Consider the following 24386-nt stretch of genomic DNA (forward strand, 5'->3'; position numbering starts at 1 on the left):
CTAAAGAACTACAAAAATTAGAAATGCAAAGGAGCAAGACAATGAACAAGTCCACCTTGGCCGTGGCTGTGGCCGTAGGTTTGTTGGCACAACAAGCGGGCGCTGCCGGTTTCATCGAAGACAGCAAAGCCACGCTGAAACTGCGTAACTTCTACATCAATAACGACAACCGCGATTCGGGTACGCTCAAGAACGCCAGCTACCAAGAAGAATGGGGCCAAGGCTTCCAGTTGGATTTCACCTCGGGTTTTACCCAAGGCACAGTCGGTTTTGGTGTTGACGCAATCGGTCTATTGGGCGTTCGCCTTGATTCCGGTAAAGGCCGCCACGGTAATCGGAACAGCGCAAACTACGGGGGCACGGTGTTTCCGACCGACAGCGACGGTCGTGCAGTCAATGACTTCTCCAGCCTGGGCCTGACCGCCAAAGCCAAGATTTCCCAGACCGAACTGCGTTACGGCACCCTGATGCCGAAACTGCCGGTCATCTCCTACAACGATGGTCGTCTGCTGCCTCAGACCTTTGAAGGTGGCCAAATCACCTCAAACGAGTTCAAGGACCTGACCCTCATCGGTGGTCAGATCGAACACGTTAAAGGCCGTAACTCCAGCAACAATGAACAGATGTCGATTGGGGGCGCGAGCGCTCGCACCGCCAACAGCAACAAGTTCATCTACGCTGGCGCCGATTACAAAGTCACCAAAGACCTGTTGCTGCAGTACTACTACGGCAACCTGGACAAGTTCTACAAACAGAACTTCCTCGGTCTGGTACACAACTGGTCGATCGGCCCGGGCGTGTTGAAAACCGACCTGCGTTATTTCAACAGCCGTGATGACGGTAAAAACGGTTACGACTCGGATTACTTCAGCAACGGCGACTACGCCAACAGTGTGTCGAAGAACGGTAAAGGTAAGGTTTCCAACAACCTGTACAGCGGCCTGTTCCTGTACACCATTGAAGGTCACACCTTCGGTGGTGGCTATCAGGTGAGTAACGGCAGCAGCGACTTCCCATGGCTGAACCAAGGTGACGGCTCTTCGGCTTACATCACCACTGACATGCAAATTTCCAAGTTTGCCCGTGCTGGTGAACGCACCTGGCAAGCACGCTATTCGTATGACTTCGCCAAACTGGGTGTTCCTGGTCTGACCGCAGGCGCTGTTTACCTGCGCGGCGATAACATCGACACCTATGGTGCTAACGGTAAAACCAGCAATGGCGCTTCCGAGTGGGAACGTGACATCACGGTTGCCTACGTCGTGCAGGAAGGCCCGCTGAAAAACGTGGGTGTGATGTGGAAAAACGCCATGTGGCGCAACGACATTGCCAGCCAGCGCGATCAGGACGAAAACCGTCTGATCGTCAGCTACTCGATCCCGTTGCTGTAATTCGGGCGTAGCGCAAAGGCAAGAAAAATCCTGCCCGGCGCAATGCCGGGCAGGGTGTTTACCGAAGACCAGAACGATCAATTCGTAACACAGTCATAGTCGCAGCTCCCTGCCGCTCCCCTTGCCTAAACCAGAGTCCAGAGTGGACCCGGTGCTTTTTGGCGTCCAATGAAACACTTTTTAATATTCGATTCCGATCTAAATAAATCGATATTCATTCTTTTTAATTCATTCATGAGGCAGGCAGAGTGAGGCTGCTACGCCCCGCCAACCCTTATAAAAAGGAGCTGCACAATGAGCCTCAGACTCGGCGACATCGCCCCCGATTTTGATCAGGATTCCAGCGCTGGCCCGATCCGCTTCCATGAATGGCTGGGGGACAGTTGGGGGGTGTTGTTTTCGCATCCCGCGGACTTCACCCCGGTGTGCACCACGGAGCTGGGCTTTACCGCCAAACTCAAAGATGAATTCGCCAAACGTGGCGTCAAGGCCATCGCGCTGTCGGTGGACCCGGTGGATTCACACCACGCGTGGATCGATGACATCAACGAAACCCAGCACACCGTCGTGAACTTCCCGATCCTGGCCGACGCCGATCGCAAGGTCAGTGACCTGTACGACCTGATTCATCCCAATGCCAGTGACACGCTCACCGTACGCTCGTTGTTCGTGATCGATCCGAACAAGAAAATTCGCCTGACCATCACCTATCCCGCCAGTACCGGGCGCAATTTCCACGAAATCCTGCGGGTCATTGATTCGCTGCAATTGACCGATCACTACAAAGTTGCCACCCCTGCCAACTGGCAAGACGGCGACGAAGTGGTGATCGTGCCGTCCATCAAGGACGAGGAGGAAATCCGGCAGCGCTTCCCCAAAGGCTACCGTGCCGTGAAGCCCTATTTGCGCCTGACGCCACAGCCGAACAAGTAACACAGCCTGAACACCCTAGCCCGGTGTCGGAGTGCGGCGGGCCGTTGGCCGGGGCGGCGGCGAGACGGAATACATGCCTCGTCGTATATGCAAATAAAGAATAAACAAATGAATAAATATGATTTATGGATATAAAAATCGCCTGTTATGGTCTGTCCACTCAAGCGAAAACGCTGACAGCGGTTTGCACACATTCATGCAAGGAAATCTCTAGATGCTGGTCGTGACACTCGGAGGAAGCCCAAGCCAACGATCCCGTTCCGGGGTGTTGCTGGACCGCGCCAAACACTGGCTCAACCAGCAAGGGGTCGAAGTGGTGAGCTATCAGGTGCGTGATTTCCCGGCTGAAGACTTGCTGCATGCGCGTTTCGACAGCCCGAAGATCATCGACTTGTTGCAACAGATCGAAAACGCCGACGGGCTGGTCATCGCCACACCTGTGTACAAAGCGTCGTTCAGCGGCGCATTGAAAACCGTGCTCGACCTGCTGCCTGAGCGCGCACTGAGCCACAAAGTGGTGTTGCCGATTGCCACGGGAGGCAGCATCGCTCACATGCTGGCGGTGGATTACGCCCTCAAGCCTGTGCTGTCGGCGCTCAAGGCACAGGAAATGCTGCACGGCATTTTTGCTGACGACAGCCAGATTGCGTATGGCGAAGGCAGCGCCCAGCCCCAATTGGCCCCGGTGCTGGAGCAACGGCTGAACGAGTCGCTGGAGCAGTTCTACAGCGCGCTGGCCCGTCGCCCGAAACCGTTGGACCCGAACATCCTCAACGACCGTCTGGTGACGGCTCGCTGGAGTATTTGAAACACCCGTTTATGTCGTCCCACCTTACTGATTCGCTAACGGCTCGGCAGGTGCTATCTGAATCTCGAATAACAAAAGGAGAGCGCCATGCGCCCTGTCATTTTGCGTCGAGGTCTGGTCGCACTGTTTGCTGCGGCTGTGTCCTTCGGCGTTGTGTTGGAAGCCCAAGCGGATGCCCTGCGCATCGGTTATCAAAAGTACGGCACGTTGATGTTGCTCAAGGCCAAAGGCACGCTGGAAAAGCGTCTGGCCGAGCAGGGCGTTGACGTTCAATGGACTGAATTCCCCGGTGGCCCGCAACTGCTGGAAGGCTTGAACGTCGGCTCGATCGACTTTGGCGTGACAGGCGAAACGCCGCCGGTGTTCGCCCAGGCCGCGGGTGCCGATTTGCTGTACGTCGCTTACGAGCCTCCGGCCCCCACCAGTGAAGCAATCCTGGTGCCCAAGGACTCACCGATCACCTCGGTCAGCGATCTCAAAGGCAAGAAAGTTGTGCTCAACAAGGGCTCCAACGTGCACTACCTGTTGGTGCGGGCTTTGGAAGACGCGGGCCTTACGTACACCGATGTCCAGACCGTCTTCCTGCCCCCGGCCGATGCGCGAGCCGCCTTCGAGCGCGGCAGTGTCGATGCCTGGGTGATCTGGGACCCGTACCAGGCCGCCGCCGAGCAACAACTGCACGCCCGCACGTTGCGCGATGCCAGCGGTATCGCGGACAACCATCAGTTCTATCTGGCCACCAAGCCTTACGCCGAACAGCATCCCAAGGTGATCGAAACCCTGGTCGATGAAGTGCGCAACATTGGCGACTGGGCCAAGGCCAACCCTGACGAGGTGACTCAGCAAGTGGCCCCGCTGCTGGGGTTGTCGCCTGATATCACGCTGACAGCGGTCAAGCGTCAGGGCTACGGCGCGCAGTTCCTGACCCCGGATGTGGTCAATGCGCAGCAAAAAATCGCTGACAGCTTTCACCAGCTCAAGCTGATCCCCAAGCCGCTGGTGGTGAAAGACGTGATCTGGACGCCGCCGGCCGCTGTGGCCAAAGCCCTTTAACGCTTGCCGTACCCATTTAGGAGACCACTCCATGAGCCTCAACATTTTCTGGTTCCTGCCTACCCACGGTGATGGCCATTACCTTGGCACCTGCGAAGGCGCCCGCGCTGTCGATTACGGTTACCTGCAACAAGTGGCACAAGCCGCAGATCGGTTGGGTTTTGGCGGCGTATTGATCCCCACCGGCCGTTCCTGCGAAGACTCGTGGCTGGTGGCCGCGTCCTTGATTCCAGTGACCCAGCGCTTGAAATTTCTCGTGGCCTTGCGCCCCGGCATCGTCTCGCCCACGGTGGCGGCGCGTCAGGCTGCGACCCTGGATCGACTCTCTGGCGGGCGCGCGCTGTTCAATCTGGTGACCGGCGGCGACCCGGAAGAACTGGCCGGTGACGGCCTGTTCCTCAGCCACGAAGAACGCTACCAGGCGTCTGTGGAATTCACCCGCATCTGGCGTCGTGTGTTGGAAGGCGAAACCGTTGATTACGACGGCCAGCACATCAGTGTCAAAGGCGCCAAGTTGCTCTACCCGCCGATCCAGCAACCGCGCCCGCCGCTGTACTTCGGGGGCTCTTCGCAAGCGGCGCAGGACCTGGCCGCCGAGCAAGTCGAGATGGTGCTGACCTGGGGCGAACCGCCCGCGGCGGTCGCTGAAAAGATCGAACAGGTGCGTGCCAAGGCCGCCAAGCTCGGTCGCACCGTGCGCTTCGGAATACGCCTGCACGTGATCGTGCGCGAAACCAATGAAGAGGCCTGGAAAGCCGCTGACAAACTGATTTCCCATCTGGACGACGACACCATCGCCCGGGCGCAGGCATCGCTGTCGCGTTTCGACTCGGTGGGCCAGCAGCGCATGGCCGCCTTGCATGGCGGCAGCCGTGACAACCTCGAAGTCAGCCCTAACCTGTGGGCCGGGGTGGGGCTGGTGCGCGGTGGGGCAGGCACGGCGCTGGTCGGTGATGGCCCGACGGTGGCCGCGCGGGTCAAGGAATACGCCGACCTGGGCATCGACACGTTCATCTTCTCGGGCTACCCGCATCTGGAGGAGTCGTATCGCGTGGCGGAATTGCTGTTCCCGCACCTTGATGTCGAGCGTCCCGAGTTGCCGAAAAGCGCCGGTTATGTGAGCCCGTTTGGCGAGATGGTGGCCAACGACATTCTTCCCAAAGCGGCGTCGCAGAGCTGAGGCGGGCATGAGTACGGGGAAGGCGTCGCGCCTCAATACGATCGGTCACAGCCTGGCACCCTGGGTTTTGCCCGTGTTGCTGCTGGCGGTGTGGCAGTTATCCGTGTCGGCGGGCTGGTTGTCGACGCGGATCTTGCCTGCGCCCAGCGCCGTGATTGCCGCCGGGGTCGAGTTGGTGCGCAGTGGCGAAATTTGGAAGCACCTCGCCATCAGCGGCTGGCGCGCCGGGCTGGGTTTTGTGATCGGCGGCAGCATAGGCCTGGCATTGGGCTTTATCACCGGCCTGTCAAAGTGGGGCGAGCGCCTGCTCGACAGTTCGGTGCAGATGATCCGCAACGTGCCGCATCTGGCGCTGATTCCCCTGGTGATTCTGTGGTTCGGGATCGACGAGTCGGCCAAGATCTTTTTGGTCGCGTTGGGCACGTTGTTCCCGATTTACCTCAACACCTATCACGGCATCCGCAACGTGGACCCGGCGCTGGTGGAAATGGCGCGCAGTTACGGGCTGTCGGGTTTGGGCCTGTTCTGGCAAGTGATTTTGCCGGGCGCCTTGCCCTCGATTCTGGTGGGCGTGCGCTTTGCGCTGGGCTTTATGTGGCTGACGCTGATCGTGGCTGAAACCATCTCTGCCAGCTCCGGCATTGGCTATCTGGCGATGAATGCCCGCGAGTTTTTGCAAACCGACGTGGTGGTGCTGGCAATTGTTTTGTACGCGGTGCTCGGCAAATTGGCCGACAGCGCGGCCCGTGGGCTGGAGCGCGTGTGGTTGCGCTGGCACCCGGCGTATCAAGTGGTTAAAGGCGGTGCAGCATGACAGCTCAACAACCTCCGCGTTTGCGTCAGGGCATTCCGCTGGCGATCAACGGCCTGCACAAAGCGTTTGGCGAACGTCAGGTACTGCGCGACATCGATTTACACATTCCGGCCGGGCAGTTTGTGGCCGTGGTGGGGCGCAGCGGCTGCGGTAAAAGCACGCTGATGCGCTTGATCGCCGGTCTCGACCAACCCACGGGTGGCGAACTGCTGGCGGGCAGCGCGCCCCTGCGCGAGGCCCACGGCGACACGCGCCTGATGTTCCAGGAAGCGCGCTTGCTGCCGTGGAAAAAGGTCATCGACAACGTCGGTCTGGGGCTTAACGGTGACTGGCGCACCAAGGCCCTCAAGGCCCTGGAAGAAGTCGGTCTGGCCGAACGGGCCGATGAATGGCCAGCGGCGTTGTCGGGCGGGCAGAAACAGCGTGTGGCGTTGGCCCGCGCGCTGATCCACCAGCCGCGTTTGCTGCTGCTGGACGAACCGTTGGGCGCGCTGGATGCCCTGACCCGCATCGAGATGCAGCAGTTGATTGAGCGTTTGTGGCGCCAGCATGGTTTCACCGTGTTGCTGGTGACCCACGACGTCAGCGAGGCCGTGGCCATTGCCGACCGCGTGATTTTGATCGAAGACGGCGCTGTGGGGCTCGACCTCACTCTCGAATTGCCGCGCCCTCGGGTGCGCGGTTCGCATCGGCTGGCGGCGCTGGAAACCGAAGTGCTCAACCGAGTGCTCGCTTTACCCGGTTCGCCACCCGAACCGGAACCCGTTGCACCGCTGCCCACGCAATTGCGTTGGGCGCAATAACCTTTGTTTTTCTATCCCGAGACAGGAATCGACACCATGACCATAAAAGCCATCAACGTGCGCAACCAGTTCAAAGGCCACATCAAGGAAATCGTGCTGGGGGACGTGCTGTCTGAAATCGACGTGCAAACCGCTTCCGGCATCGTCACCTCGGTCATCACCACCCGCTCGGTCAAAGAGCTGGAACTGGTGGTGGGCAGCGAAGTGATCGCCTTTGTGAAATCCACGGAAGTCTCGATCGCCAAGTTGTAAGGCGTGAGTTATCCACAACCCCGGAGGGCGTGAGCCCTTCGGGGTTTTTTGTGGACGCTGTTATTTCTGGGTGCCGTCGTCGTGTTGCAGGTTGGCCTGGGTCAGGTTGCAACCGGCGGGGACGCTGCGGGTCAGCCACACGTTGCCACCGATGGTCGAACCCTGACCGATGGTGATGCGCCCCAAAATCGTGGCCCCGGCGTAAATCACCACGTCGTCTTCGACAATCGGGTGACGCGGGTGGCCTTTCTGCAACTGGCCGGATTCGTCGGCCGGGAAGCGCTTGGCGCCCAGGGTGACGGCTTGATAAATCCTGACCCGCTCACCGATGATCGCGGTTTCGCCAATCACCACGCCGGTCCCGTGGTCGATGAAGAAACTGCGGCCAATTTGTGCGCCGGGGTGGATATCGATGCCAGTGGCGGAGTGAGCGATCTCCGCGCTGATGCGGGCCAGCAGCGGCAAACCGGCGCGATACAAATGGTGCGCCAGCCGGTGGTGAATCACGGCCAGAATCCCCGGATAGCACAACAGCACTTCATCCACGCTGCGGGCCGCCGGATCGCCGTGGTAGGCGGCCAGCACGTCGGTGTCGAGCAGGGTGCGCAGACCCGGCAGCGCCAGGGCGAAATCCTGAATCAGCAAGGTGGCCGTGGCATCGACGCCATCGTCCGGCTGGCCGCTTTGACGTGCGGCGTAGCGCAGTTCCAGCCGAGCCTGCGCGAGCAAGGCATTGAGGGCGACGTCCAGGGTGTGGCCGACGTAGAAATCTTCACTTTCTTCGCGCAAGTCCACCGGCCCCAAACGCATCGGGAACAACGCACCGCACAACGCTTCCAGGATGTCGGCCATCGCGGCGCGGGACGGCAGCTCTCTCCCGCCCAGTTCGCCACTGACACGCCCGTTTTGCGTGCGCCACTGGTTACGCGCGGTGCGTAACTGCCCGACGATGGTTTGCAATTGCCAAGGATTGGAACGCTCGCTCACGATGAATACTCCGCACGCTGGCGACCGGGTGTGCCGGTCGCGAAAGGGCAATGATTTTACGGTATCAAGGCGTGTCAGTTTTGGACAATTACACTTAATGATGACGATGGCGCCAGATGCGCCAGCCCAGCGCGATCAACACCAGCAGCACCAGCGCTGCCAAAATCGCCACGCTCAAGCCGTTGTAGCTGAACAGCGGCTTCTCGATGCGCACATAACCCGGTTCAGCGAACAATTGGCGTAACGCATGATTGGCCTCGTTCAGCGTCACCGTCTGCAAGCGCTTGGCCGGGTCGGCAAAGCGGCTTTCGTCGTAATCGCCCAGTGCGCTCCAGTAATAGTCGGCCAGCGCGCTGTTGCCCTGCACAGCCCACGCCTGACGCGCGATGGCGGCTTGCTTGAGGCGGGCGAAACGCTGCGGGTCGAGGCCGTTCTTGAGCAGTTGGGTTTTCAGTTGCGTCATCACCTGTTGCGCTTGCTCGACATCATCACGCTCAAGGTCGGCATTCAGGCTCAGAAAGCCCACCCCGCCAAACACTTCGCGCTCTGACCACGGCCCGTAAGACAAGCCATGCTTGAGCCGCAGCTCGCTGTACAGCGCCCACTCCAGATAGTCGCGCAGCAGGTTCCAGGTTTCGTCGCTTTGCCCGGCGATGACCGGTTCCGGCAACAACCAGTGCAGCTTGGCGGTATCGCCGACCACACCGCGCAGCAACACGCGTTCGGCGTCGGCCTTTGCATCAATGTCGGCCAACGGCTTGTGATCGCTCGGCTCGACCGCTTCCAGCGCGCCATAGGTGCGCTCCAGATAGGCCGGCAGCACGCGATCCAGTTCGCCGACGACAATCAGCGTCATGTTATTGGGCGCATACCAATCGTTGCGCACGCGTTCGAGTTGCTCGCGGGTGAGGCTGCGGACGGGCGCGCGTTCGGCGCATTTGAGGCCGAGTTCGACCGCCAGCTGATTGCTCGCGCTGTGGCCCAAATCCTGACGGTCCAGCCAGCGCTGCAAGTGCGAGTAGTGGCCGCCGTCTTCGCGTTCGACCACTTGCTTGGCGTCTGCGATGCGTTGTTCGGTGAGTTGGGTTTGGGTCAACAGGCTCAGTAAAAGATCCAGTACCTTGCGCTGGTTCTTGGCGGGCGCCTCGATCACAAAGGTGGTGTCAGCATGGCTGGTGAAGGCGTTCCACTCGCCACCCAGCGCCTGCATGCGTTCTTCGAGGCCGCCTTCGCCCGAGTCATCGGTGCCGCTGAACAGCAAGTGTTCGAGCAAGTGCGGCAGTTGTTGGTCGGCACAGCTGAAATCATCCAGCCCCACCCCGACCACCAGCCGGATCGACACGTGTCCGCGGTCACTGGTGGGTTTGAGGATCAGTTGCAGGCCGTTGGCCAGTTGGTAGCCTTCAACGCTGGAACGGTCGAGGGCAAAGCTCTGGACGGCGCCGAGCAGCAGGCAGATGAACAGCAGGCAACGCATAAAAAATCCCTGAATCCCTGTCGGGTGTGTGATGCCGTCGATGCGGGTTCTAAAGACTGACAACAGTGGATCGCGCAACGTTCAAGGCGAATGGTGGGTATCGGTCATCTCGTCCAGCAACAGAGCGCCCGTTTCAGAGGTTTCGAGCACCACGTAAGCACTGGCGCAAAACAGGGAGTTGAGGCGCTGCATGTCAGCGATCAGTTCAAGGTGCAGGGAGCTGGTTTCGATGCTTTGGGTGATTTTGCGCTGCAAACGGCTGACGTGGGCGTGCGCCAGTCGACGTTCCTGCGCACGAAAACGGCGTTTTTCACGCAGCAATTGCCGTGCGCTCTGCGGGTCGCCGGTGAGGAAGACCGTCAGCCCCAGCCGCAGGTTGTCGATCAACTGGCTTTGCAAACCGGTCAGTTCCTCCAGTCCGTCTTCGGAAAACGCCCGGCGCCTGGAGGTTTTTTGCTGCTGCACTTTGCGCAACATACGCTCGATCAGGTCACTGGCCAGCTTGAGGTTGATCGCCAGTTCGATGATTTCCGCCCAGCGTCGGCTGTCTTGCTCGCCCAAGTCTTCGCGGGGCATCTGCGCCAGATAGAGTTTGACCGCGCTGTAGAGCACTTCGACATCATCGGCCAGGGTGCGCATTTCTTGGGTGATGGCTGTTTGCTTGCCGCGTAGCACGTCGAGCATGTTGACCAGCATGTTGTCGATCAGGTCACCGATGCGCAGGGTTTCACGGACTGCGTTGGCCAGGGCAAGGCTCGGCGTTTCCAGGGCGGTCGAGTCGAGATGACGGGGTTTGACAGCGCCGTTGGCATTTTCGCGCTCGGGCAACAGCCATGCGCACACCCGCGCCATCGGCCCGACCGTGGGCAGCATCAGGAAGCAACGCGCCGTGTTGTAGAGCAGGTGGAAGCCGATCACGAGTTCCTGGGCGCTGTAGCTCAGGCTGTCCATCCATGCCACCAGCGGGTCGAGGACCGGGATAATCAGCAGCAACCCGATCAGCTTGTACAGCAGGCTACCGAGCGCAACCTGCCGCCCGGCGGCGTTTTGCATGCTGGTGCTGAGAAACGCCAGCACGCCGCTGCCGATATTGGCGCCAATCACCAGCCCTACCGCGACCGGCAAGCTGATGACCCCCGCACCGGCCAGCGTCGCCGTCAGCAGCACGGCGGCCAGGCTGGAGTAAGAAATCATCGCGAACAGGGCGCCGATCAAGGCATCGAGCAAGATATCGCCGGTCAGCGAGGCGAAGATCACCTTCACCCCTTGCGCCTGGGTGATGGGGGCTGCGGCTTCGACGATCAATTGCAGGGCGAGGATGATCAGGCCCAGGCCGATGCCCACGCGCCCCAGTTGCCCGGCGCGCGTTTGTTTGCGCGAGAGGAAGAAGATCACGCCCAGGAAAATCAGCAGCGGCGACAGCCAGGACAGGTCAAACGTCAGCACCCGGGCCATCAGTGCCGTACCGACATCGGCCCCGAGCATTGTGGCCAGCGCTGGCGTGAGCGCCATCAAGCCCTGGCCGACAAATGACGTGACGAGCATGGCGGTGGCGTTGCTGCTCTGCACCATGGCGGTCACCACGATACCGGCGACAAATGCCAGCATGCGCTTGGACACGTTTTGCCCGATGACGTGGCGCAGGTTAGTACCGTAGACCCGCAAAATACCGGTCCGGACAATGTGCGTGCCCCAGATCAGCAGGGTCACGGCGGAAAGCAGATTAAGCAGGGTCAGCATGCAGGCTCCCTGTGCGATGGATGCCCTGGTGGGCCGGATCAAAGGGCTGCGGCCAGCTCCTACAGTCGTTTCTTAAGCTGTAGTCGGCAAATAAGCAGAGCGCCAGCATCGCATAGCTGGCGGAGGGTTGAAACATTTCTGAAACACTTGTGAGAAAACCCGCAGCGAGAGGCCGACGTGGTCAGCGGCCGCTCGCGGTGCCGGGCGTCAGAGCGTGCTGTACAACGGGAAGGTGCCGAGCAGTAAGGCGGCCAGCAGAATGCCCATGCACACCAGAACCGCCCATTTCAGGGTGAAGCGCTGGTGGTCACCAAACTCGATACCGGCCAGCGCCACCAGCAGGTACGTGGAGGGCACCAATGGGCTGAGCAAGTGCACGGGCTGGCCGACAATCGAGGCGCGGGCCATTTCGACCGCGGTGATTCCGTAGTGGCTTGCCGCCTCGGTCAGGACCGGCAATACGCCGTAGTAGAACGCATCGTTGGACATGAAAAAGGTAAACGGCAGGCTCACCAGCGCGGTGATGACTGCCAGGTACGGCCCCAGCGCCGGAGGAATAACCGCCAGCAGGCTTTTTGACATGGCATCCACCATGCCGGTGCCGGAGAGGATGCCGGTGAAAATACCCGCCGCGAAAATCAGCCCGACCACCGCCAGCACGCTGCCTGCATGAGCGGCGACGCGGTCTTTTTGTTGTTGCAGGCACGGGTAGTTGACGATCATCGCGATGCTGAACGCGACCATGAACAGCACGGGCAGCGGCAGCAAACCGGCGATCAGCGTAATCATCAAGGCCAGGGTCAGCGCGCCGTTGAACCAGATCAGTTTGGGGCGGCGTGCGTCGGGGAATTGCGACACGCTGATCTCGCTGTGATCCACGTCGTCGCCTTGCACATGCAACTGGCCCAGACGCGCGCGCTCGCGCAGGCCGTAGCACCAGGCGATCACCAGAATGGTCGCGCAACCTGCCAGCATGGCGGGGATCATCGGCACAAAAATGTCAGAGGGGTCGACATGCAGCGCACTGGCGGCCCGTGCAGTCGGACCGCCCCACGGCGTCATGTTCATCACCCCGCCCGCCAGAATAATCAGCCCGGCCATAATGCGCGGGCTCATGCCGATGCGCTTGTACAGCGGCAGCATCGCCGCCACGCAAATCATGTAGGTGGTGGCGCCGTCGCCATCCAGCGATACCACCAGTGCCAGCACGGCGGTGCCGACGCTGATTTTCAGCGGGTCGCCCTTGACCAGCTTGAGGATCTTGCGCACGGCCGGGTCGAACAGGCCGGAGTCGATCATCAGGGCGAAATACAAAATGGCAAACATCAGCATCACCCCGGTCGGGGCCAGCTTGGTAATGCCTTCGAGCATCATGGGGCCGATCTTGGGTGCAAAACCGCCGAAGAGGGCAAACAGGATAGGCACCAGAATCAACGCGATGAGGGCGGACAGGCGCTTGGTCATGATCAGGTACATGAACGTAATGACCATGGCAAAGCCAAGGAAGGTCAGCATAAACAGTCACCATTCTTATTGTTGTCGAGTGGGCGCTGAGCGCGGGTTGGACCGCTGCTCTGGCCTGCCGGTCTTATGCCGGGAGTGACGCGATGCTAGAGGGGAATGCTTTCAGCCAGCTTTCGCCGGGTAGAAATGATTGAAGGGGCGTGTCAGGGGGGGGCAAAAGCGGTGGTCGCTGACGGGGCAAGAGCGCGCGTCAGCGACAACCGGTGTGGCTTCAGTCCAGCTTGAGGACTTTGGCCAGGACGATTTTCGGGCCTTTCATCTTTTTGATGATGATGCGCAGGCCTTCGACTTCCAGCAGTTCTTCTTCTTCCGGCACGCGCTTGAGGGTGTCGTAGATCAGGCCCGCCACGGTTTCGGCTTCGACGTGGTCAAGATCGACCCCCAGCAGGCGCTCGATCTTGAACAGCGGCGTATCGCCCCGCACCAGCAGCTTGCCGGGCTGGTACGAAAGAATGCCGCGCTCGGCCTTGCGGTGTTCGTCCTGAATGTCGCCCACCAGCACTTCGAGCACGTCTTCCATGGTCAGGTAGCCCACGACTTTGCCGTCCGCTTCTTCGACCAGCGCGAAGTGCGCGCCGCCTTTGCGGAACTGTTCAAGCAACTGCGACAGCGGCATGTGGCGCGACACGCGCTCCAGCGGCCGGGTCAGTTCTTCGAGGTTGAATGTCTCGGGCAAGTGGTCGAGGTCTGCCAGTTCCAGCAGCAGGTCTTTGATGTGCAGCAAACCGACGAAGGTGTTGGTTTCGGCATCGTAGACCGGGTAGCGGCTGTACTTGTGGCGACGGAACAGCGCGAGGATTTCCTTGAGCGGTGCCTTGGAGTCGAGGGTCACGAGGTCTTCGCGGGAGTTGGCCCAGTCGACCACTTCCAGCTCGCCCATTTCCACGGCCGAAGCCAATACCCGCATGCCTTGGTCACTCGGGTCCTGACCACGGCTGGAGTGCAGGATCAGTTTGAGTTCTTCGCGGCTGTAGGCGTGGTCGTGGTGCGCGCCCGGTTCCCCCTGGCCTGCAATGCGCAAAATCGCGTTGGCGCTGGCATTGAGCAGGTAAATGGCCGGGTACATGGCCCAATAGAACAGGTACAGCGGCACAGCGGTCCACAGCGACAGCGCCTCGGGTTTGCGGATCGCCCAGGATTTGGGGGCCAGTTCACCGACCACGATGTGCAGGTACGAAATGATGAAGAAGGCGGTGAAGAACGACACGCCTTTGACCACTTCGGCCGACTCTACGCCCAGCGCGCTGAGCAGCGGTTCAAGCAGGTGTGCGAACGCCGGTTCACCGACCCAGCCCAGGCCCAGCGAGGCCAGCGTAATGCCCAGCTGACACGCCGACAGGTAGGCGTCGAGCTGGCTGTGAACGGTGCGCAGGATGCGTCCGCGCCAGCCGTTCTGGTCGGCGATGGCTTCAACCCGGGTTGAGCGCAGTTTGACCATGGCAAATTCCGCCGCAACGAAGAAGCCGTTGAGCAAAACCAGGATCAGTGCAAAAAGAATCATGCCGAAATCGGCGAACAGTGTGGCGAGGGTCAAGCCAGGGGAAGGGTCCATGATGGAGTTTTAATGGTTCCGTTGTTTCAAAAAAGGGAAAGGTCAAGTGCCTGAAGGGCAGGCACATGGCAAGCAATGTAACCATTGATGTAGCTGTTGCCTAGTGGGCGAACGCCGCAGGGTTCAGTCAATCAGGTCGGGGCTGAGCGATTTTGTGACCTGAACCGGGGGGAAATGGCAGGTGAAGGTGCTGCCGTGGCCCAGTACGCTGCTGATTTCAAGGCGGGCGCGATGGCGCAGCAGCACATGCTTGACGATGGCCAGCCCCAGGCCCGTGCCGCCGGTGCTGGCGTTGCGGCTGGAGTCGACGCGGTAGAAGCGTTCGGTCAGGCGCGGCAGGTGTTTGCTGTCGATCCCGACACCGGAATCCTGCACGCTCAAGTGCGCGCCCGAGCCGTCGGACCACCAGCGAATGCGAATGTGCCCGCCGTCCTGGGTGTATTTGACGGCGTTAAATACCAGGTTTGAAAACGCACTGCGCAGCTCGGTCTCACTGCCTTTGAGGGCAACGTCGGCTTCAACGTCCAGCGTAATGGTTTGATTGCGCTGCCCGGACAACGCCTGCGCGTCGTTTTTAATAGTGCGCAGCAGGCTGTCGATGGGCACGGGCTGGTTGTCCGATGGGTAATCCGTGGCTTCCAGTTTGGCCAGCAACAGCAAGTCGTTGAGCAAGGTTTGCATGCGCTCGCCCTGTTGCTGCATTTGCGACAGCGGGCGTTTCCAGCGCGGGTTCACGTCATCGACGTTATCCAGCAGGGTTTCCAGATACCCGCAGATGACGGTCAGCGGCGTGCGCAGCTCGTGGGACACGTTGGCGATGAAGTCTTTGCGCATTTGTTCGAGCTGGTGCAAACGCGTTACGTCGCGCACCAGCATCAGGTGTTCGTTGTTGCCGTAGCGGGTGATGTACAGCTGGATGCGCAGGTGGTCGTTGACCGGCGAGGGGATGTCCAGCGGTTCGGCGTAGTTGTCCTGCTCGAAATACTCCTTGAAGCGCGGGTGGCGCACCAGGTTGGTCACGGGCTGGCCGCTGTCCTGGGGCGTCTTGAGGCCCAGCAAAGTCTCTGCGGCGCGGTTCCACCATTCGAGGTTGCCCTCGCTGTCGAGCATCACCACAGCGTCCTTGAGCGCCGCCGTGGACTCTTGCACGCGGTCGATGACGGCTTGCAGGCGCCCGCGCACGCGTTGATCGCGGCGTTGCAGGTGATAAATGCTGTCGAACACTTCGCCCCACAGGCCATAGCCGTCGGGCGGGGCTTCATCGGGTTGGTGATTGCGCAGCCAGTCGTGCAGGCGCAGCAACTGTTTGAGGGTCCAGCCCAGGTACAAGGCCACCCCGGCGGCCAGGCTCCAGCCGTAATAGCCGGTGGCCAGCCCGATCAACAGGCAGCCAGTGACCAGAAGCAACAAATGACGAATCAGCGTGCTATGCCAGTTTTGATTCACGTCGCGCGGGTCCTTGCTTGCCGTTGAGTCTGGAGGGGGTATCAGGCTTTGGTGGAAAAGCGATACCCGGTGCCGCGCACGGTTTGTACCAGATTCTCGTACGCCTCGCCGAGGGCTTTGCGCAGACGGCGGATGTGCACGTCCACGGTGCGCTCTTCAACGTACACGTTGCCGCCCCACACTTGGTCGAGCAATTGGCCGCGGGTGTAGGCGCGTTCCTGGTGGGTCATGAAGAACTGCAACAGACGATATTCGGTCGGGCCCATTTCGGCGGGGGTGCCGTCGATGGTGACGCGGTGGCTGATCGGGTCGAGTAACAAGCCGCCTATTTCAATGGGGGATTCGCTGTCCGCCGGGCCTGCACGCCGCAACACGGCTTTGAGGCGCGCCACCAGTTCGCGGGGGGAAAAGGGTTTGGTGATGTAGTCGTCCGCGCCGACTTCCAGCCCTTGAATCTTGTTGTCCTCTTCACCCTTGGCCGTGAGCATGATGATCGGGATGTCCCCGGTCATTTCCTCGCGCTTGAGGCGGCGAGCCAGCTCAATCCCGGACGTGCCCCCCGGCAGCATCCAGTCGAGCAGGATCAAGTCGGGTTTACGGTCGACGATGATGGAGTGGGCCTGCTGAGCATTCTCCGCCTCCAGGCAGTCGTAACCCGCCATTTCCAGAGCCACAGCGATCATTTCGCGGATCGGTGCCTCGTCATCGACGATCAGAATGCTCCTGCCAACCATGCCGTAATCCTCATGTCATTTATCTGTCTTGTGGCGCATTAGATAACGGAATTATTGCAGTCGTGTGACAACTTTGGGCAAGCGCCACGTTCGAAGGGTGAGTGAACTACGCTTGAAGTTCAAATCGTACATCCACAACGAGGACGATTCCGATGACATACAGCTCTTTTTCCCTGAAGGCATTACTGCTAAGCGCAGTGCTGGCAGTACCGGGACTGGCATTTGCCGCCGCCCCGGCGATGACAAAAGACGGTGTGCTGGTCGACCACAACGGCATGACGCTGTACACCTTTGCCAAAGACGCCGATGGCAAATCGATGTGCAATGACCAATGCGCAGAGAACTGGCCGCCGCTCAAAGCTGAGAGCACGGACAAAGGCGAAGGCAAATGGACCACGATTATCCGGGATGACCAGCAAGTGCAGTGGGCCTATGACGGCAAGCCGTTGTACACCTTCGTGAAGGACAAAAAAGCCGGAGACAAAGTAGGTGACGGGAAAATGGACGGCGCGTGGAAAGTCGCCAAGCCTTGAAAGCAACCTGAGGGCGATTGCCCTGGCGCTCATAAAAAAACCTCGCCCCCTGAACAGGAAGGCGAGGTTTTTTTAGTGCACTGCCTTAAGCCGCGCTGGGCGACTTGGGACGGCGAACATCAGGTTGCTTCCATGACTCGGCAGCCGCCTCATCAATGGCTTGCTGGATGGCTTTCTTGCGGTGTTCTTCGGCACGACGGCTGAAGAACCACACCAGGAAGGTCACCAGCGACACCGCCAGCAGGATCAGGCTGGCCACTGCGTTGATCTCGGGCTTAACCCCGAGGCGCACGGCCGAGAACACTTCCATTGGCAACGTGGTCGAGCCCGGGCCGGACACGAAGCTGGCCAGTACCAGGTCGTCCAGCGACAGGGCAAAGGACATCATGGCGCCCGCGGCCAGCGAAGGCGCGATCATCGGGATGGTGATCAGAAAGAACACTTTCCAGGGCTTGGCACCCAAGTCCATGGCCGCTTCTTCGATCGACAGGTCCAGTTCACGCAACCGCGCCGACACCACGACCGCTACATACGCTGCACAGAACGTGGTGTGAGCGATCCAGATGGTGACGATGCCGCGCTCTTGCGGCCAGCCAATCATCTGCGCCATGGCCACGAACAGCAGCAACAGCGACAGACCGGTAATCACTTCAGGCATCACCAGCGGCGCTGTCACCAGGCCGCCGAACAGCGTGCGGCCTTTGAAATGGCTGATGCGCGTCAGCACGAACGCTGCCAGGGTGCCCAGGGCGACCGCTGCAATCGCCGTGTACAGCGCGATTTCCAGCGAGCGCATGACCGAGCCCATGAGCTGCGTGTTGTCCAGCAAGCCGGTGTACCACTTCAGCGACCAGCCGCCCCACACCGTCACCAGCTTGGAGGCGTTGAACGAGTAGATCACCAGAATCAGCATCGGCAGGTAGATGAACAACAACCCCGCGACCAACATGAAGCTAGAAAAACGGAAGCGATTCATATCTTGCCCTCCAGCTCTTTAGCCTGGCTGCGGTTGAACAGGATGATAGGCACGATCAGGATCGCCAGCATCACCACGGCAAGCGCGGAGGCTACCGGCCAGTCACGGTTGTTGAAGAACTCTTGCCACAACACTTTACCGATCATCAGGGTTTCCGGGCCGCCCAGCAGTTCCGGGATCACGAACTCACCTACGACCGGGATGAACACCAGCATGCAGCCGGCGATGATGCCGTTCTTGGACAGCGGAACGGTGATCTTCCAGAAGCTGTTGAAGGTGCTCGAACCCAGGTCAGACGCGGCTTCCAGCAGGCTGGTGTCGTGCTTCACGAGGTTGGCGTACAGCGGCAGGATCATGAACGGCAGGTACGAATAGACGATACCGATGTAAACCGCGATGTTGGTGTTGAGGATCTGCAACGGTTCACTGATCCAGCCCATCGACATCAGGAAGCCGTTGAGCAGCCCGTTGTTGCTCAGGATGCCCATCCACGCGTAAACGCGGATCAGGATGGCGGTCCAGGTGGGCATCATGATCAGCAGCACCAGCACGGTCTGCATTTCTTTACGCGCATTGGCGATGGCGTAGGCCATCGGATAGCCGATCAGCAGGCACAGCAACGTGCTGAAAAAGGCCATCTTCAACGAGCCCAGATAAGCGGCGATGTACAGCTCATCGTCGCCCAGCATGGCGTAGTTGCCCAGGTTCAGCAGGATCTGGATCTTTTGGTCAACGTAGCTGTAGATCTCGGTATAAGGCGGGATCGCAACGTCGGCCTCGGCAAAGCTGATCTTCAACACAATGAAGAACGGCAGCATGAAGAACAAAAACAGCCACAGGAATGGAATCCCGATCACCGCATGGCGGCCCCGGGGGGTTATTCGTTGCAGTCGGCGTTTAAGTTTTCGCATGTTCATGAGCGCAGTACCACGCCGCTATCGTCTTCCCACCAGACGTAAACTTCGTCGTCCCAGGTCGGGCGTGCGCCACGGCGTTCGGCGTTGGCCACAAACGATTGCACCAGCTTGCCGCTCGGCAGTTCGACGTAGAACACCGAGTGCCCGCCCAGGTACGCGATGTCATGCACCTTGCCGCGCGACCAGTTGTACTCGTAGGTCGGCTTCTCAGTGGTGACGAGCATTTTTTCCGGGCGAATCGCGTAGGTCACATGCTTGTCTTCCACCGAGGTGCTGATGCCGTGACCGACGTAGATGTCGTTCTCCAGCTCCGGGCAGTTGATACGGGCATAGCCTTCTGCGTCGTCGACCACTTCACCTTCGAACAGGTTGACGTTGCCGATGAATTCGCACACCAGTCGGCTGACCGGGGTTTCATAAATGTCGATCGGGCTGCCGATCTGGGCAATCCAGCCCAAATGCATGATCGCGATGCGCTGGGCCATGGTCATGGCCTCTTCCTGGTCGTGGGTCACCATCACGCAGGTCACGCCCACGCGCTCGATGATTTCCACCAGTTCGAGTTGCATTTGCGAACGCAGTTTTTTATCCAGCGCGCCCATCGGTTCGTCGAGCAGCAGCAGCTTCGGGCGTTTGGCCAACGAGCGGGCCAGGGCCACACGCTGGCGCTGGCCACCGGACAACTGGTGCGGCTTGCGCTTGGCGTACTGGCTCATGTGCACCAGCTTGAGCATCTCGCCCACGCGGGCATCGATCTCGGCGTTGGACATTTTGTCCTGCTTGAGACCGAATGCGATGTTCTGCGCCACGGTCATGTGCGGAAACAGCGCGTAGGACTGGAACATCATGTTGATCGGCCGCTCGTAGGGCGGCATGTCCGTGATGTCCACACCGTCGAGGAAGATACGGCCCTCTGTTGGGCGCTCGAAACCGGCGAGCATACGCAGCAAGGTGGATTTGCCCGATCCCGATCCGCCGAGCAAGGCGAAGATTTCGCCTTTGTTGATTTCCAGGGACACGTCGTCCACGGCAATCGTCTCGTCGAATTTTTTCGTGACCCGGTCGATTTTGACCAGTACCTGTTTAGGGGTCTGGTCGCCCTCGAGGGCTTTCTTATAGGCGCCGGAGGCAACAGCCATTACGAAACTCCCAACAAATTTAGCAGCCCGATCCAGATGGTCGGGCCTTGGATAGGTGATCCAGAGGGTTATTTACCCGTCTTGACCTTGGTCCACGTGCGCGTCATCAGACGTTGCACTTTCGGGGGTAGTTCGGTGGAAACGTAGGTTTTGTCCAGCACCGCCTGGGTTGGGTAAACCGCTTCGTCGGTACGAATGGACTCGTCCATCACCTTGTCGGCCGCCGGGTTAGGGTTGGCATAACCGACATAGTCGCTGACCTGAGCGATCACTTCAGGTTTGAGCAAGTAGTTGATGAACGTGTGGGCTTGCTTGACGTTGCTGGAGTCCTTGGGGATAGCCAGCATGTCAAACCACAGGGCGCCGCCTTCCTTGGGCACGATGTAGGCGATGTTGACGCCCTTTTTGGCCTCTTCGGCACGCGCCTTGGCCTGGAACACATCACCGGAGAAACCAATGGCGACACAGATGTTGCCGTTGGCCAGGTCGGAAATGTACTTGGAAGAATGGAAGTAGGTGACGTATGGACGCACCGACATCAGGGTCTTTTCAGCTTCTTTATAGTCCTTGGGGTTGGTGCTGTTGGCGTCTTTGCCCAAGTAATTGAGCACGGTCGGCAGCATTTCGTCGGCCGAGTCGAGGAAGGCCACGCCGCAGCTTTGCAGCTTCTTCATGTTCTCGGGTTTGAACACCACATCCCACGAGTCGATGGTGTCGACGCCCAGTACTTCTTTGACTTTGTCGACGTTGTAACCGATGCCATTGGTGCCCCACAGATAAGGCACGGCATACAGGTTGCCCGGATCGTTTTGCTCAAGACGCTTGAGCAAGGCCGGATCGAGGTTGGAATAGTTGGGCAGTTGCGATTTATCCAGCTTTTGGAAGGCGCCCGCTTTGATCTGCTTGCCCAGGAAGTGGTTAGACGGCACGACCACGTCATAACCGGTACGTCCGGCCAGCAGTTTGCCTTCCAGGGTTTCGTTGGAATCGAAGACGTCATAGACCGGTTTGATACCGGTGGCCTTTTCAAAGTCGCCCAACGTGGTCGGGGCGATGTAGTCCGACCAGTTATAGATGTGCACGGTGGGTGCCGCTTGTACGCTGACGGCAAGCGTCAAACCAGCGCCGACCAGCAAGGTCTTGCGAAACAAAGATATAGACACGTGATGGTCCTCAAAATAGTTGGGCCTGAGTTGCCCGCGTCACACGGCAGCAGTACCGCCAAAGACAAAACCGGCGCGCAACTTACCCTCGATAAACCTGCACAGCAAAGTTTTCTGCGATTAATTGCGCGATGGCCGGTTTCTGAGGCCGCTGCGCCAGGCTGCGATAGGGCCTTGAAGGCCTTCAAAAGGGCAAATGCCTGCGTCCTTTTGTCTCAATCGCAACCTTGTGCAGCCGCTCCAGATGGCTTACTTGCCCGACTTGATTTTGGTCCAGCTGCGGGTCAGCAACCGCAAGGTGGTCGGTGGCAAATCGCTGATTGCGTACAACTTGGCTTTTACCTCGTCGGACGGGTAAATGCTCGGGTCGCCCGAAATATCTTTATTCACCAGTGGCGTTGCAGCCTTGTTACCGTTCGGGAAACGTACGCTGTTGGTGATTTCGGCCATCACTTCCGGCTGCATCAGGAAGTTCATGTAGGCGTAAGCCGCGTCCACGTTTTCGGCATCTTTGGGGACGGCAACCATGTCATAGAAGCTGCCAGCGCCTTCTTTCGGAATCACGTACTTGAGCTTGACCTTGTCACCGGCTTCCTTGGCGCGGGAAATCGACTGCTCAAGGTCGCCCGAGTAACCCACAGCGACACAGATGTTGCCGTTGGCCAGGTCGGAGATGTACTTGGAGGAGTGGAAGTAACCCACCGAAGGACGGATCTTCAGGAACAGGGCTTCGGCTTCAGCCAATTGCTTTTTGTCCTGCGTATTGGTCGGATAACCCAGGTAATGCAAGGCAGCCGGGATCATCTCGGTTGGCGAATCAAGGAAGCTGATGCCACAGCTCTTGAGCTTGGCCGCGTTCTCGGGCTTGAACAGCACGTCCCATGAATCAATGGTGTCGACGCCCAGGGCAGCCTTGACCTTTTCAGGGTTGTAGCCAATGCCGATGGTGCCCCACATGTACGGGAACGCGTGTTTGTTGTCTTTGTCGCTGGCATCGCCAACGGCCTTGAGCAACGCAGGGTCGAGGTTTTTCCAGTTAGGCAGCTTGGATTTGTCCAGCTCCTGGTAAACCCCGGCCTTGATCTGCTTGGCCAGGAAATTGTTGGACGGCACGACGATGTCGTAGCCGGACTTGCCCGCCAGCAGCTTGGCCTCCAGGGTCTCGTTGCTGTCGAACACGTCGTACACCACTTTGATACCGGTTTGGTCTTCAAACTTTTTCACGGTATCGGGTGCGATGTAATCGGACCAGTTGTAGATGTGCAGCACTTTGTCTGCTGCTTGTGCTGCCCCAGCCATCACACCCATCAAAGACAGGGCGAGAAGGGTCTTGCCAGCGTTCTTAAAACCTGATGCCTTCATCTGTAATGCTCCAATTATTCTTTTAAACCACCGATTCAGCGTCCTGATCTCAGGGTGACTAAAGCCGGCGGCTAGTCTGGCAAGATCCGGGGCAGGCTTTCAAGGGAAGAGCCTTGATTCTTAAGGCTTCGAGCGCAATTACCTACTTTAAAACGGCAGTTGTCTTGCGCTCGAAGCCTAGCAGTTAACCTTGCAGGACTTCCAAGGTCAGATCCAGGCACTTACGAGCCTTGGTTACCAGCTCATCAATCTCGTCCCGGGTGATCACCAGCGGTGGCGAAATAATCATGGTGTCGCCCACGGCGCGCATGATCAGGCCGTTATCAAAGCAGAACTGGCGGCAGATCATGCCCACCCCTTTGCCCTCATAACGTTTGCGCGTGGCTTTGTCCTGCACCAGTTCGATGGCGCCCAACATGCCGACACCTCGGACTTCGCCCACCAGCGGGTGATCGTTCAGTTCGCGTAAACGCTTTTGCAAATACGGTGCCGTTTCGGCCTGTACCTTTTCGATAATTTTCTCATCGCGCAGGATGCGGATGTTTTCCAGCGCAACGGCAGCGGCCACCGGGTGACCGGAATAGGTAAAGCCGTGGTTGAAGTCACCGCCTTCGTTGAGCACGTCCACGACTTCATCGCGCACGATCAGGCCGCCCATGGGGATATAGCCGGAGGTCAGGCCTTTGGCGATGGTCATCATGTCGGGCTTGAGGCCGTAGAAATCGCTACCGAACCACTCACCGGTGCGGCCAAAACCACAAATCACTTCATCGGCCACGAACAGGATGTCGTATTTGGCGAGGATTTCTTTGATGCGCGGCCAGTAGGTTTCAGGCGGCACGATCACGCCGCCTGCACCCTGAATGGGCTCAGCGATAAAGGCACCGACGTTATCGACGCCGATTTCGAGGATTTTTTCTTCCAGTTGATTGGCCGCCCAGATGCCGAATTCTTCCGGGGACATGTCACCGCCTTCGCCGAACCAGTAAGGCTGCGGGATGTGGGTGATGCCCGGGATCGGCAAGTCGCCCTGTTCGTGCATGTAGGTCATGCCGCCCAGGCTGGCGCCGGCCACGGTCGAACCGTGGTAACCGTTTTTGCGGCTGATGATGACTTTCTTGTTCGGTTTGCCCTTGATCGCCCAGTAGTGGCGGACCATGCGCAACATGGTGTCGTTGCCTTCGGAGCCCGAGCCGGTGAAGAACACGTGGTTCATGCCTTCAGGCGCGATCTCGGCAATGACCTTCGACAGCTCCAGCACGGGCGGGTGGGCGGTCATGAAAAACAGGTTGTAGTAGGGCAATTCGCGCATTTGCTTGCTGGCCGCGTCGGCCAGTTCGTCACGCCCGTAACCGATGGCCACACACCACAGGCCGGCCATGCCGTCGAGAATCTTGTGACCTTCGCTGTCCCACAGGTACACGCCCTTGGCGTGAGTGATGATGCGCGGGCCAACTTCTTTCAACTGCTTAAAGTCGCTGAATGGCGCGAGGTGGTGATCGTTACTGAGGTTCTGCCATTCGCGGGTTTGCGGGTTCTTGTTAGTCATACGGCTCTCCTTTATTCAGTGGGGAGCCGCGCTTCCCAAGCGCGGCCCCGGCG

General features: G+C 59.4%; 22 protein-coding genes. 9 read left to right on the plus strand and 13 right to left on the minus strand.

What is annotated here, in order from left to right; all coding sequences use genetic code 11:
- Positions 1 to 41: 41 nt before the first annotated feature.
- From V6F78_RS07935 to V6F78_RS07970, 8 genes are all read left to right on the plus strand, one after another.
- Positions 42 to 1391 (plus strand): OprD family porin, encoded by a 1350-nt coding sequence (locus V6F78_RS07935; RefSeq protein WP_332726939.1) that lies wholly within the window; start codon positions 42 to 44, stop codon positions 1389 to 1391.
- Between the two features lie 294 nt (positions 1392 to 1685).
- Positions 1686 to 2324: a peroxiredoxin gene (locus V6F78_RS07940; protein WP_094990173.1), complete on the plus strand. Its 639-nt coding sequence runs from the start codon at positions 1686 to 1688 to the stop codon at positions 2322 to 2324.
- A 214-nt stretch (positions 2325 to 2538) separates the two neighbouring features.
- Positions 2539 to 3132, plus strand: coding sequence for an NADPH-dependent FMN reductase (gene ssuE, locus V6F78_RS07945; protein ID WP_047278578.1), 594 nt, complete (start codon positions 2539 to 2541; stop codon positions 3130 to 3132).
- Between the two features lie 87 nt (positions 3133 to 3219).
- Positions 3220 to 4185 (plus strand): sulfonate ABC transporter substrate-binding protein, encoded by a 966-nt coding sequence (locus V6F78_RS07950; protein ID WP_048375088.1) that lies wholly within the window; start codon positions 3220 to 3222, stop codon positions 4183 to 4185.
- A gap of 31 nt (positions 4186 to 4216) precedes the next feature.
- Complete coding sequence (gene ssuD, locus V6F78_RS07955) at positions 4217 to 5365, plus strand: FMNH2-dependent alkanesulfonate monooxygenase (protein ID WP_047296224.1); 1149 nt, start codon at positions 4217 to 4219, stop codon at positions 5363 to 5365.
- A gap of 7 nt (positions 5366 to 5372) precedes the next feature.
- Positions 5373 to 6179 (plus strand): aliphatic sulfonate ABC transporter permease SsuC, encoded by an 807-nt coding sequence (gene ssuC / locus V6F78_RS07960; protein WP_047296222.1) that lies wholly within the window; start codon positions 5373 to 5375, stop codon positions 6177 to 6179.
- Positions 6176 to 6982 (plus strand): aliphatic sulfonates ABC transporter ATP-binding protein, encoded by an 807-nt coding sequence (gene ssuB, locus V6F78_RS07965; protein ID WP_332726940.1) that lies wholly within the window; start codon positions 6176 to 6178, stop codon positions 6980 to 6982. Before ssuC ends, ssuB begins: the two co-directional genes overlap by 4 nt.
- Positions 6983 to 7018: 36 nt before the next feature.
- Positions 7019 to 7234: a TOBE domain-containing protein gene (locus V6F78_RS07970; protein ID WP_003444581.1), complete on the plus strand. Its 216-nt coding sequence runs from the start codon at positions 7019 to 7021 to the stop codon at positions 7232 to 7234.
- A 60-nt stretch (positions 7235 to 7294) separates the two neighbouring features.
- Here the strand turns inward: V6F78_RS07970 and epsC are convergent, their stop codons facing one another.
- From epsC to phoB, 7 genes are all read right to left on the minus strand, one after another.
- Entirely contained in the window at positions 7295 to 8221 is a 927-nt protein-coding gene (gene epsC / locus V6F78_RS07975) for a serine O-acetyltransferase EpsC (RefSeq protein ID WP_047278566.1), read from the minus strand.
- A gap of 94 nt (positions 8222 to 8315) precedes the next feature.
- Positions 8316 to 9698 carry a M16 family metallopeptidase gene (locus V6F78_RS07980; RefSeq protein ID WP_047279520.1) on the minus strand — a complete coding sequence of 461 codons (1383 nt, stop codon included), beginning with the start codon at positions 9696 to 9698 and terminating at the stop codon, positions 8316 to 8318.
- A gap of 81 nt (positions 9699 to 9779) precedes the next feature.
- Positions 9780 to 11438, minus strand: a complete 1659-nt coding sequence (locus tag V6F78_RS07985) for a Na/Pi cotransporter family protein (RefSeq protein WP_047278560.1) — start codon at positions 11436 to 11438, stop codon at positions 9780 to 9782.
- A gap of 207 nt (positions 11439 to 11645) precedes the next feature.
- Positions 11646 to 12953, minus strand: a complete 1308-nt coding sequence (locus V6F78_RS07990) for a CitMHS family transporter (protein ID WP_047296218.1) — start codon at positions 12951 to 12953, stop codon at positions 11646 to 11648.
- A gap of 220 nt (positions 12954 to 13173) precedes the next feature.
- Positions 13174 to 14514 carry a hemolysin family protein gene (locus V6F78_RS07995; protein ID WP_047278557.1) on the minus strand — a complete coding sequence of 447 codons (1341 nt, stop codon included), beginning with the start codon at positions 14512 to 14514 and terminating at the stop codon, positions 13174 to 13176.
- Between the two features lie 123 nt (positions 14515 to 14637).
- Entirely contained in the window at positions 14638 to 15960 is a 1323-nt protein-coding gene (gene phoR, locus V6F78_RS08000; protein ID WP_047296217.1) for a phosphate regulon sensor histidine kinase PhoR, read from the minus strand.
- Between the two features lie 41 nt (positions 15961 to 16001).
- Complete coding sequence (gene phoB / locus V6F78_RS08005; RefSeq protein WP_047278552.1) at positions 16002 to 16694, minus strand: phosphate regulon transcriptional regulator PhoB; 693 nt, start codon at positions 16692 to 16694, stop codon at positions 16002 to 16004.
- A gap of 152 nt (positions 16695 to 16846) precedes the next feature.
- Between phoB and V6F78_RS08010 the strand changes: the two genes are divergently transcribed.
- A complete protein-coding gene (locus tag V6F78_RS08010; RefSeq protein ID WP_047296215.1) occupies positions 16847 to 17227 on the plus strand; it encodes a COG4315 family predicted lipoprotein in 381 nt (126 codons plus the stop codon).
- Between the two features lie 85 nt (positions 17228 to 17312).
- Here the strand turns inward: V6F78_RS08010 and V6F78_RS08015 are convergent, their stop codons facing one another.
- From V6F78_RS08015 to V6F78_RS08040, 6 genes are all read right to left on the minus strand, one after another.
- Entirely contained in the window at positions 17313 to 18203 is an 891-nt protein-coding gene (locus V6F78_RS08015) for an ABC transporter permease subunit (protein ID WP_047278547.1), read from the minus strand.
- A complete protein-coding gene (locus V6F78_RS08020) occupies positions 18200 to 19120 on the minus strand; it encodes an ABC transporter permease subunit (protein ID WP_047279516.1) in 921 nt (306 codons plus the stop codon). The genes V6F78_RS08015 and V6F78_RS08020 overlap by 4 nt, the downstream gene beginning before the upstream one ends.
- Positions 19117 to 20259 (minus strand): ABC transporter ATP-binding protein, encoded by a 1143-nt coding sequence (locus V6F78_RS08025; protein ID WP_047278543.1) that lies wholly within the window; start codon positions 20257 to 20259, stop codon positions 19117 to 19119. Before V6F78_RS08025 ends, V6F78_RS08020 begins: the two co-directional genes overlap by 4 nt.
- Before the next feature lie 68 nt (positions 20260 to 20327).
- Positions 20328 to 21422, minus strand: coding sequence for a polyamine ABC transporter substrate-binding protein (locus V6F78_RS08030; RefSeq protein WP_047296212.1), 1095 nt, complete (start codon positions 21420 to 21422; stop codon positions 20328 to 20330).
- 249 nt (positions 21423 to 21671) lie between these two features.
- Positions 21672 to 22784 carry a polyamine ABC transporter substrate-binding protein gene (locus V6F78_RS08035; protein ID WP_047296210.1) on the minus strand — a complete coding sequence of 371 codons (1113 nt, stop codon included), beginning with the start codon at positions 22782 to 22784 and terminating at the stop codon, positions 21672 to 21674.
- A 184-nt stretch (positions 22785 to 22968) separates the two neighbouring features.
- Positions 22969 to 24333: an aspartate aminotransferase family protein gene (locus tag V6F78_RS08040; protein WP_047279514.1), complete on the minus strand. Its 1365-nt coding sequence runs from the start codon at positions 24331 to 24333 to the stop codon at positions 22969 to 22971.
- Positions 24334 to 24386 lie beyond the last annotated feature (53 nt).

The organism is Pseudomonas sp. ESBL9 (assembly GCF_036668715.1).
Taxonomy (GTDB): Bacteria; Pseudomonadota; Gammaproteobacteria; order Pseudomonadales; family Pseudomonadaceae; genus Aquipseudomonas; species Aquipseudomonas lundensis.